Below are 8,328 nucleotides of genomic sequence, written 5' to 3' on the forward strand. Positions count from 1 at the left end.
GCGGCGTACTGCTGCCCCCGCTGCCGCTGCCGCCGGCCGGCTCGGCCGGGCTGCTCGGGATGAGCGCAGACGGCCGGGGCGTGACCAGATGGCCGGTCGGCGAACCGGTGTCGCCGGCGGATCCGGAGGCCGCGCCGTGGGAGGAGACCGCCGTGCTGCTGGCCAGGCTGCACGCCGTGCGGCCGGACGAACTCCCCGGCCCGCTGCCGCCGATGCGCGGCCCTGCCAAGGTCGCCCGCGCGATCGCCCGGATGCGGGCTGTCGACCCCTCGGGCTCCTCCGCCGCGACGCTCGCGGTGCTGCGCGGCTGGTCGCGGCTGCCCGACTGGGTCCGATACGAGGGGGCACGGCCCGCGCTGACCGGGGTGACGGGGCTCTGCCACGGCGACCTGCACCTCGGACAGCTCGTCAGACATCCCGCGCCCGACGGCGCTTGGCTGCTCATCGACATCGACGACCTCGGCCTCGGCGATCCGGCCTGGGACTTGGCCCGGCCGGCCGCCTGGTACGCGACCGGCCTGCTCGCCCCCGAGGTGTGGACCCGCTTCCTCGACGCCTACCGCGCGGCGGGCGGCCGGGCCGTGCCCCGGGACGGCGACCCCTGGCCCCGGCTCGACGTGCCGGCCCGCGCTCTGACCGTGCAGAGCGCCGCGCTGGCGCTCGCCAGGGCCGACGCCGGGAGCAGGCCGTTGGACGAGGACGAACAGGCGCTGGTCGACGCCTGCGCCCGGATGGCTTCGCTCCCGGCCGAGTTGGCGGCAGAATCGGCATCGTAGGGTGAACACATCATCGCCGGGGGGATCTTCCGGCGGGGCCAGCAGCCGGAATTGAGGAGTTGAGCCGACCATGCAGTGTCCCAAGTGCCATGCGCCGATGCAGACGTACAACCGCAATGGCGTGCAGATCGAGCAGTGCGCCAATTGCCGGGGGATCTTTCTGGATTACGGGGAACTGGAGTCGCTGACCCGACTCGAATCACAGTGGTCGCAGCAGGGGCCGCCGCCCGCACCGCAGGCGTACCCGACCGCGCCGCCGCAGCAGCAGGGATACCCGGCGGCCGGCCCGGCCTGGGGCGCCCCGCACCAGGGACCCCATGGCCAGCATGGCCAGCACGGCCAGCACGGTCACAACAAGCACGGCCAGCGCGGCTTCGGCCGGATGCTGTTCTCCTCCTGAGGCCGCCGCCCGGCCCCGCGGGGCCGGGCGCGAGCCCGCCGGGCGATCACCGGCCGGGCGCACGGCTGAGGGCCGGAGCTTTCGCTCCGGCCCTCAGCCGATCAATGTGGACGATACTGGGATTGAACCAGTGACCTCTTCCGTGTCAGGGAAGCGCTCTCCCGCTGAGCTAATCGTCCTCGGGACTCTCGTGATACGTGCGCGATACTGGGATTGAACCAGTGACCTCTTCCGTGTCAGGGAAGCGCTCTCCCGCTGAGCTAATCGCGCGGGAAGATCCTTGCGGATCCAGTGGACGATACTGGGATTGAACCAGTGACCTCTTCCGTGTCAGGGAAGCGCTCTCCCGCTGAGCTAATCGTCCTTGGAGGTGGAGACGGGATTTGAACCCGTGTAGACGGCTTTGCAGGCCGTTGCCTCGCCTCTCGGCCACTCCACCAGCGTCGTAAGGGACGGGAATCCCTTACTTCGAGCGGACGACGAGATTCGAACTCGCGACCCTCACCTTGGCAAGGTGATGCTCTACCAACTGAGCTACGTCCGCAGGTGTCGTACTCCGGGGCGCTTGCGCGACCCGGCGACGTGTTGAACTCTAGCGGATTCCCGGGCCAGCTCAAATTCCGTTTGCGCAGCGTGCGCGGCAGGTCACCTGGCCGGGGCGTCCCCGGCGGCGCGGCCATAGACTCGCAGCCGTGCACGACCTGCCTCCGATGGCCCGCTTCGGCGGGCTCCTCGCCTCCGACCTGCGTGATGTCACCAGCGATCCCGCGGCCCTGGATTCCCGGGGCTGGTGGGCCGTGGTGGCGGACTTCGAAGGCCGGCTGACCTGCGCCCGCTTCGCGGACGTCCGCCCCGCGCCGGTGCCCGCCGCCGCGCCGGGCCGCTGGCAGGGCCCCGCGCCCGCCGCCTGGACCTCCTCCCTGGACCGCGCCGCCTACACCGCGGGCGTACGCCGCATCCGCGAGCACATCGCGGCCGGCGAGGTCTATCAGGCCAACCTCTGCCGGGTGCTCTCCGCGCCGCTGCCCGCCCCCGCGACAGCGGACGTGGACGCGCTGACGGCCCTGCTGGCGCACGGCAACCCCGCCCCCTACGCGGGCACCGTCCGGCTGCCCGCGCACGGCGTCGAGGTGGCCACCGCCTCCCCCGAGCTGTTCCTGCGCCGGACCGGACGGGACATCGAGTCCGGCCCGATCAAGGGGACGGGCCGTACGGAAGCGGATCTGCTGGAGAAGGACCACGCCGAGAACGTGATGATCGTGGACCTGGTCCGCAACGACCTGGGCCGGGTCTGCGTGCCCGGCTCGGTCACCGTCCCGGCGCTCTGCGAGGTGGAGGCGCACCCCGGACTCGTCCACCTCGTCTCCACCGTGCGCGGCGAGCTGACCGAGGGCACGGGATGGCAGCGGCTGCTGGGCGCGGCCTTCCCGCCCGGTTCGGTCACCGGCGCGCCGAAGTCCAGCGCGCTGCGCGTCATCGAAGCCCTGGAGACCGCGCCGCGCGGCCCCTACTGCGGCGGGGTCGGCTGGGTCGACGCGGACCGCGCCACCGGGGAGCTGGCGGTCGGCATCCGCACCTTCTGGATCGACCGGAGCGCCCCCGGCGGGCCCGTGCTGCGCTTCGGCACCGGCGCGGGAATCACCTGGGGATCCGATCCCGAGCGGGAATGGGACGAGACCGAGCTGAAGGCGTCCCGGTTGCTCGCGATAGCGTCGGGGGAGCAGGGGAAAGCCAACAGACCGGCGACACGAGGTGAATCACGATGAAGATCTGGCTCGACGGGGCGTTGCACGACGCCGACCGCGCGCGGGTCTCGGTGCTGGACCACGGCCTGACCGTCGGAGACGGCGTCTTCGAGACGCTCAGGAGCACCGAGGGGCAGCCCTTCGCGCTTACCCGGCACCTGAACAGGCTGACCGTCTCGGCCCGCGGCCTCGGCCTCCCGGACCCGGACCTCGACGAGGTGCGCCGGGCCTGCGCGGCGGTGCTGGACGCGAACCCCATGCCGCTCGGGCGGCTGCGGATCACCTACACCGGCGGCACCTCGCCGCTCGGCTCCGACCGCGGCGAGGCCGGGCCCACCTTGATCGTCGCGCTCGGCGGGGTGAGCCGGCGCCCGGACACCACCGCCACCGTGACCGTGCCCTGGACCCGCAACGAACGCGGCGCGCTCACCGGCCTGAAGACCACCTCGTACGCCGAGAACGTCGTCGCGCTCGCCCGAGCCCGCGAAAGCGGCGCGTCCGAGGCGCTGTTCGCCAACACCGTCGGCCGGCTCTGCGAGGGCACCGGCTCCAACGTCTTCGTCGTCCTCGACGGCGAACTCCACACCCCGCCCGTCTCCTCCGGCTGTCTCGCGGGCATCACCCGCGCACTCGCCGTCGAATGGACGGGCGCCGCGGAGACGGACCTGCCGCTGGACGTCCTCGACCGGGCCGAGGAGATCTTCCTGACCTCCACGCTGCGCGATGTGCAGAGCGTGCACCGGGTGGACGGCCGCGAACTGCCCGGTGCGCCCGGCCCGGTCACGGCCAAGGCGATGCGGATCTTCGACGAGCGCGCGGCGGCCGACGTCGACCCGTGAGCGAATCAGGGCCCCGAGCGGGATGACGTACGGGCGCGCGGCGGGTAGAACTTCAACGACGTCAGCGAACCGGGGGAGACCGACACCGTATGACCACCACTCTGCGCCCCACCAGGCCCATCGAGCACGACCGGTCCGGCGGCAAGTCCCGCCGCTATCAGGTGTGCGTCAACAGCCGCCCCGTCGGCGCCGTCGAGCTGGCCACGGACAAGCGCTTCGGCTCGTCCGTGGGGCGGATCGTACGGCTGGAGATCGACGAGCAGGACCGGCGGCGCGGCCGGGCCACCGTCGCGGCGCTCGCGGCGGAGGAGGTGCTGCGCGGCTGGGGGTGCGCCCGCGTCGAGGCGAGCATCCCGGCCGGGAGCGGCGACGCGGCGCTCGGGCTGGTGAGCGCGCTCGGCTACGCGGAACGCGGCCGGAACATGGTCAAGAGCTTGACGGAGCAGCCCGAGCTGCCCGCCGGCAGCGTCGCGCGCCCCATGAACGACGCCGAATACCCGGCCTGGCTGGCCGCCGCGCAGGCCGGCTACATCCAGGACCTCACCGCGCGAGGGGTCTCGCCGGAACAGGCCGAGGCCATCGCGGTGACCGATCACGACGCGGCGCTCCCGTACGGCCCGGCGACGCCGGACACCGCCCTGCGGGTGCTCGTGCACGAGGGCACGGATGTGGGCACCCTCTGGGTGGCGCTGAGCGCGCCGCACCAGCGCGGCGGCTTCGTCTTCGAGGTGGAGGTCGCCGCCGAGCACCGGGGTCGCGGACACGGCCGCTCGCTGATGCTGGTAGCCGAGCGGGAGTGCCTGGCGGCCGGTGAGCACACGCTCGGCCTCAACGTCTTCGCGGACAACGCTCCGGCGGTGCGGCTCTACGAGTCGCTCGGCTACCGCGTCGTCGAGCGGCATTTCTTCAAGCCGCTGCTGCCCTGAAGACCGCCGCTGCAGCCCTAAAGACGGGGGCCCTGCTCCGCGACGAGCCGGTCCACGATCGCCTCGATCCGCTCGCGCAGCCCCTGCTGGCTCTTGCCGCCGTGCAGCAGCTCGCCGCCGATCTCGTACGTCGGCGTGCCCGTCACCCCGATCGCCTTGCCCTCGGCCTGGTCCGCGTCCACGATCAGCAGGTGCCGGCCGTCGATCAGGGCGGTGTCCATCTCCTCGGCGTCCAGACCCAGCTCCGCCGCGATCTCGATGAGCAGCGGCTCGCCGCGCCGGGCGAGCTCGCCGGTGCGGGCCAGCACCGCCTCCACGTACGGCCACGCCTGCCCCTGGTCGGCCGCCTCCTCGGCGGCCTGGGCGGCGGCGTAGGCGTGCTTGTGCTTCTCCAGCGGGAAGTGCCGCAGCCGGATCTCCAGCGTGTCCGGGTAACGGGCGCGCAGCGCGCGCACATCCGTCAGCGCGGAATCGCAGTCGGGGCACTGCAGCTCGCACCACACGTCCAGGATGTGGCGGACGGGGCTGCTGGGGGCACTGGGGCTGCTAGGACTGCTGGAACCGGCATCGCTCATGGCAGCAGTCTCCCAGCCCGCGAGCCCGGCCCCGAACCGGGACCTGCGGAGGATCATTGCCCGGAGATGTCCCTGAGGCCGGGCCCGATACGTGGCCCGCGCGGCGCCCGACGGTGCAGGATGGAGAGACGGACACCCATCGTCAGGAGGACCGGATGCTGACCACGACCGTCTGTGCCGCACTGTCCGCGGCCGGCCTGGCGATCGCCCTGCTGACCGCGTACCGCAGGCGCTTCCTCGCCGCCACCCGCATCGCGGCCTTCTCGCTGCTCCCGGTCGGCCTGGCGATGGCCGGACTCATCGGCCTCGGCGGCAAGATCGGCCGCGCGGTGGGCGGTTGGTCCGCCGATCTGGTGCTGAAGCCCACCGTGTGGGCCGGGTTCGGCGTGCTCGCCGTCGCGGTCGTGCTCTACGTCGCGACCCGCTTCGCGAGCGGCCGGGGCGCGGATCGCACGGAAGAGCGCACCACTCGTACGAGTACCCGCAAGGAACGCCGCGCAGCCGCGGCCGCGCAGCGCACCGCTGTGGCCCCCAGTGCCTCCGCTCCTTCACTCGGCGCAGGTCATACGGCTGCGCGGCCCGAGCCGAAGGCCAAGGCCGCGGGCGGCAAGGAGGATTTCTCGGACATCGAAGCGATTCTCAAGAAGCACGGAATCTGACGAACTCGTCAGTTTCGAACCCGCGTTGATCGACAGCGGGCCCACCGCTGCGCCATCATCTGCGCGAGATGAACGATGAATTCGCCGTGCCCGGAGACGACTCCGGCGCCCCCGAACCGCGCGGCTGCCTTTTCGCCCTGTCGCAGCCGCCGCTGATGCTCTTCCTGACCGTGATCGGCGGTTTGATCCTCTTCGCCGCCGCGCATGATCTGTACCGCTGGTGAGGCGGCGCCGGAGCCGGGGCGGTGGTTGAGAGGGACGGTGGTCGAGCGGGTCCGCCCCGGCGGGAGCGAGGGCCGCGGCTCAGTTCGCGGCTTCCCTGCGCCGGGCCCGGTACGCGGCGACATGCAGACGGTTGCCGCAGGTGCGGCTGTCGCAGTAGCGGCGGGAACGGTTGCGGGAGAGGTCGACGAACGCGCGCCGGCAGTCCGGGGCCTCGCAGCGCCGCAGCCGCTCCCGTTCCCCGGCCACGAGCAGGAAGGCCAGCGCCATCCCGCCGTCGGCCGAGAGATGGTCGGCGACCGAGGCGCCCGGCGCGAAATAGTGCACGTGCCAGTCGTAGCCGTCGTGGTCGGTGAGCCGCGGGGTGGTGCCTGCCTCGGCGATGAGCGCGTTGAGCAGTTCGACCGCGGAGCGGGTGTCCGGGGCGGCGAAGACCCGCGCCAGCCTGCTGCGCACGGACCGTACGGCTGTCAGGTCGCGCTCGTCGAGCGCGCCGATGTCGCTGATGTCGTTGCGGACGATGAAGGCGCGGAGTGCGTCGAGATCGGCGAGGGTGTCCGGCTCGTCGCCGTCGGGCGCGGTGTTCACCAGATCCACGACGCCGTCGAGCGCGCACCGGGTGTCGTGGGTGATCAGCACAGTTCGCTCCCTGGCGGGTGAGATCGGCGGCTGCCTGTCGGCCGACTCTAGCGGGTAGCGCACACGACGACGCCGTCACCGTGGTGGCTCCGCGGTGACGGCGTCGTGGTTCGACGAATGACCTGTGCGAATGTCGGGCCCGAGCCGTCGCCCCGAGTCGGACGGCTACGAGCGGTGAGCGGGACTGTGCGGATGTTTCTGCGGTGCGTCTCAGCTCTCGCCCGGTCTCAGCTTTCGGCCAGGATGTGCGACAGCTCGGTGTCGAGATCGAAGTGACGGTGCTCGGTGCCTGGTGGCACGGCGGCGTCGGTCCGCTTGAGGAACGACTCCAGAGCCCGCGCCGGGGCTTCGAGCAGGGCCTCGCCCTCCGGGGAGCTCAGGGCGATGCAGACAACGCCCTGACCATGGCTCCGGGACGGCCAGACACGGACGTCGCCGGTGCCGGTGGGCCGGTGCAGGCCCTCAGCGAGGAGATCGCGGGCGAATACCCATTCGACCGTCTCCTCCGCTCCGGTGTGGAAGGTGGCGTGCACGGCATAGGGATCGGCCGTGTCATACCGCAGGCCCGCGGGTACAGGCAGTGAGGACTCGCTCGACACAACGAGGCGCAGGTGCAGCTCGCAGCTGACCGTGGTGTTCATAAGCGCCAGGGCCTTTCGCTCAGTGTGCGCTCGGGGATTCGCACGTCGGCGAAATCGACATGCCACCTACGGTGCCGTTGTAAACCCCTGTGAGTGTTTTGAGGTGCTTGAGGTAGCTCGTACGGCGGAATCGAGGTTTACCCCGAGGGTTCATTCCAGCGACCGACTTCGGTCGGGTAGGTTTGGCGGCATGAATGCGGAGAGTGACGGACGTCGGGGGAACGTCGACGAGGCGCCCACCGACGCCGCGACGGGGGACGGAACGACCGCTGCGAAAGGGGACGGAACCACAGCTGCCACGGGCGGCGGGAGCGCCGGCGCGCTGCCGCTGGGATCGCGTGCGCCGAGGTTCATCAAGGCCTCCCGGACCCTGCATCTGAGCTGGCAGGTCGGGGTCTTCGTGGTGGGGCTCGCGATCGTGGCGGCGGGCATCGTCATGCTGCCGCTGCCGGGCCCCGGCTGGCTGGTGATCTTCGGTGGCATCGCGGTGTGGGCGACCGAGTTCGTCTGGGCCCAACTGGTGCTGCGGTGGACCAAGCACAAGGTGACCCAGGCGACGCAGAAGGCGCTCGATCCCCGGGTGCGGCGGCGCAACGTGATCCTGATGACCATCGGGTTGGTGATCATCGCCGCGGCGGTCAGCGTGTACGTCTGGAAGTTCGGGCTGGAGATGCCGTGGAACGTCAACGAGTGATCCGGGGCGGGTCGCCGAGGCCCTCGCGAGGGCCTCGGAACTGGTCACGGGCACGCGTCGGCGTGCGGTAATGTTGGCCGTGCGCCCGGGCGATTAGCTCAGTGGGAGAGCGCTTCGTTCACACCGAAGAGGTCACTGGTTCGAAACCAGTATCGCCCACCCGGAATCGAAGGCCCGGAGGATCTCATCCTCCGGGCCTTCGATATTTCACC

The 8,328-nt window shown here is 71.6% G+C and carries 11 protein-coding genes and 6 tRNA genes; 9 read left to right on the plus strand and 8 right to left on the minus strand.

The window, feature by feature from the left end; all coding sequences use genetic code 11:
* Both QMK28_RS32985 and QMK28_RS32990 read left to right on the plus strand, forming a co-directional pair.
* Positions 1 to 776, plus strand: a 776-nt coding sequence (locus QMK28_RS32985; RefSeq protein ID WP_326443375.1) for a phosphotransferase family protein, incomplete at its 5' end; no start/stop codon positions are given.
* A gap of 70 nt (positions 777 to 846) precedes the next feature.
* Positions 847 to 1,176 (plus strand): TFIIB-type zinc ribbon-containing protein, encoded by a 330-nt coding sequence (locus tag QMK28_RS32990; RefSeq protein WP_326443376.1) that lies wholly within the window; start codon positions 847 to 849, stop codon positions 1,174 to 1,176.
* Between the two features lie 107 nt (positions 1,177 to 1,283).
* Here the strand turns inward: QMK28_RS32990 and QMK28_RS32995 are convergent.
* The 5 genes from QMK28_RS32995 to QMK28_RS33015 all read right to left on the minus strand — a co-directional run bounded on the left by QMK28_RS32995 (position 1,284) and on the right by QMK28_RS33015 (position 1,720).
* Positions 1,284 to 1,355: transfer RNA gene (locus QMK28_RS32995), tRNA-Val, on the minus strand.
* Positions 1,356 to 1,374: 19 nt separating this feature from the next.
* Positions 1,375 to 1,446, minus strand: a tRNA-Val gene (locus QMK28_RS33000).
* A gap of 22 nt (positions 1,447 to 1,468) precedes the next feature.
* Positions 1,469 to 1,540 (minus strand) — tRNA-Val (locus QMK28_RS33005).
* A 1-nt stretch (position 1,541) separates the two neighbouring features.
* Positions 1,542 to 1,615 (minus strand) — tRNA-Cys (locus QMK28_RS33010).
* 32 nt (positions 1,616 to 1,647) lie between these two features.
* Positions 1,648 to 1,720: transfer RNA gene (locus QMK28_RS33015), tRNA-Gly, on the minus strand.
* Positions 1,721 to 1,868: 148 nt separating this feature from the next.
* Here QMK28_RS33015 and QMK28_RS33020 point away from each other — a divergent pair.
* From QMK28_RS33020 to QMK28_RS33030, 3 genes are all read left to right on the plus strand, one after another.
* The gene (locus QMK28_RS33020) at positions 1,869 to 2,942 is read left to right on the plus strand and encodes a chorismate-binding protein (RefSeq protein ID WP_326443377.1); all 1,074 of its coding nucleotides are present in this window, start codon (positions 1,869 to 1,871) and stop codon (positions 2,940 to 2,942) included.
* Positions 2,939 to 3,760, plus strand: coding sequence for an aminotransferase class IV (locus QMK28_RS33025; RefSeq protein WP_326443378.1), 822 nt, complete (start codon positions 2,939 to 2,941; stop codon positions 3,758 to 3,760). The genes QMK28_RS33020 and QMK28_RS33025 overlap by 4 nt, the downstream gene beginning before the upstream one ends.
* A gap of 89 nt (positions 3,761 to 3,849) precedes the next feature.
* Positions 3,850 to 4,686: a GNAT family N-acetyltransferase gene (locus QMK28_RS33030; protein ID WP_326443379.1), complete on the plus strand. Its 837-nt coding sequence runs from the start codon at positions 3,850 to 3,852 to the stop codon at positions 4,684 to 4,686.
* A gap of 17 nt (positions 4,687 to 4,703) precedes the next feature.
* Here QMK28_RS33030 and QMK28_RS33035 read toward each other — a convergent pair whose 3' ends face one another.
* Entirely contained in the window at positions 4,704 to 5,261 is a 558-nt protein-coding gene (locus tag QMK28_RS33035) for a DsbA family protein (protein WP_326443380.1), read from the minus strand.
* A 155-nt stretch (positions 5,262 to 5,416) separates the two neighbouring features.
* Between QMK28_RS33035 and QMK28_RS33040 the strand changes: the two genes are divergently transcribed.
* Positions 5,417 to 5,920 (plus strand): hypothetical protein, encoded by a 504-nt coding sequence (locus tag QMK28_RS33040; protein ID WP_326443381.1) that lies wholly within the window; start codon positions 5,417 to 5,419, stop codon positions 5,918 to 5,920.
* 68 nt (positions 5,921 to 5,988) lie between these two features.
* Positions 5,989 to 6,144: a hypothetical protein gene (locus QMK28_RS33045; protein ID WP_326443382.1), complete on the plus strand. Its 156-nt coding sequence runs from the start codon at positions 5,989 to 5,991 to the stop codon at positions 6,142 to 6,144.
* 79 nt (positions 6,145 to 6,223) lie between these two features.
* On the opposite strand, the gene QMK28_RS33050 is transcribed toward QMK28_RS33045, so the two are convergent.
* Together QMK28_RS33050 and QMK28_RS33055 are read right to left on the minus strand one after the other, a co-directional pair.
* On the minus strand, positions 6,224 to 6,781 hold the full coding sequence (locus tag QMK28_RS33050) for a CGNR zinc finger domain-containing protein (RefSeq protein ID WP_326443383.1): 558 nt from the start codon (positions 6,779 to 6,781) through the stop codon (positions 6,224 to 6,226).
* Between the two features lie 227 nt (positions 6,782 to 7,008).
* Positions 7,009 to 7,422: an SsgA family sporulation/cell division regulator gene (locus QMK28_RS33055; RefSeq protein ID WP_003959770.1), complete on the minus strand. Its 414-nt coding sequence runs from the start codon at positions 7,420 to 7,422 to the stop codon at positions 7,009 to 7,011.
* Positions 7,423 to 7,612: 190 nt separating this feature from the next.
* On the opposite strand from QMK28_RS33055, the gene QMK28_RS33060 reads away from it, so the two are divergent.
* Both QMK28_RS33060 and QMK28_RS33065 read left to right on the plus strand, forming a co-directional pair.
* A complete protein-coding gene (locus QMK28_RS33060; protein ID WP_326443384.1) occupies positions 7,613 to 8,116 on the plus strand; it encodes a TIGR02611 family protein in 504 nt (167 codons plus the stop codon).
* Between the two features lie 87 nt (positions 8,117 to 8,203).
* Positions 8,204 to 8,275: transfer RNA gene (locus tag QMK28_RS33065), tRNA-Val, on the plus strand.
* Positions 8,276 to 8,328: the final 53 nt, after the last annotated feature.

Source organism: Streptomyces sp. H27-D2, assembly GCF_035828615.1.
GTDB lineage: Bacteria > Actinomycetota > Actinomycetes > Streptomycetales > Streptomycetaceae > Streptomyces.

What these genes read in the sequence shown, in the direction of transcription:
- QMK28_RS32990 (WP_326443376.1), top strand. Translation starts at nt 847, where the DNA reads ATGCAGTGTCCCAAGTGCCATGCGCCGATGCAGACGTACAACCGCAAT.
- QMK28_RS33025 (WP_326443378.1), top strand. Translation starts at nt 2,939, where the DNA reads ATGAAGATCTGGCTCGACGGGGCGTTGCACGACGCCGACCGCGCGCGG.
- QMK28_RS33030 (WP_326443379.1), top strand. Translation starts at nt 3,850, where the DNA reads ATGACCACCACTCTGCGCCCCACCAGGCCCATCGAGCACGACCGGTCC.
- QMK28_RS33035 (WP_326443380.1), bottom strand. Translation starts at nt 5,261, where the DNA reads ATGAGCGATGCCGGTTCCAGCAGTCCTAGCAGCCCCAGTGCCCCCAGC.
- QMK28_RS33040 (WP_326443381.1), top strand. Translation starts at nt 5,417, where the DNA reads ATGCTGACCACGACCGTCTGTGCCGCACTGTCCGCGGCCGGCCTGGCG.
- QMK28_RS33045 (WP_326443382.1), top strand. Translation starts at nt 5,989, where the DNA reads ATGAACGATGAATTCGCCGTGCCCGGAGACGACTCCGGCGCCCCCGAA.
- QMK28_RS33055 (WP_003959770.1), bottom strand. Translation starts at nt 7,422, where the DNA reads ATGAACACCACGGTCAGCTGCGAGCTGCACCTGCGCCTCGTTGTGTCG.
- QMK28_RS33060 (WP_326443384.1), top strand. Translation starts at nt 7,613, where the DNA reads ATGAATGCGGAGAGTGACGGACGTCGGGGGAACGTCGACGAGGCGCCC.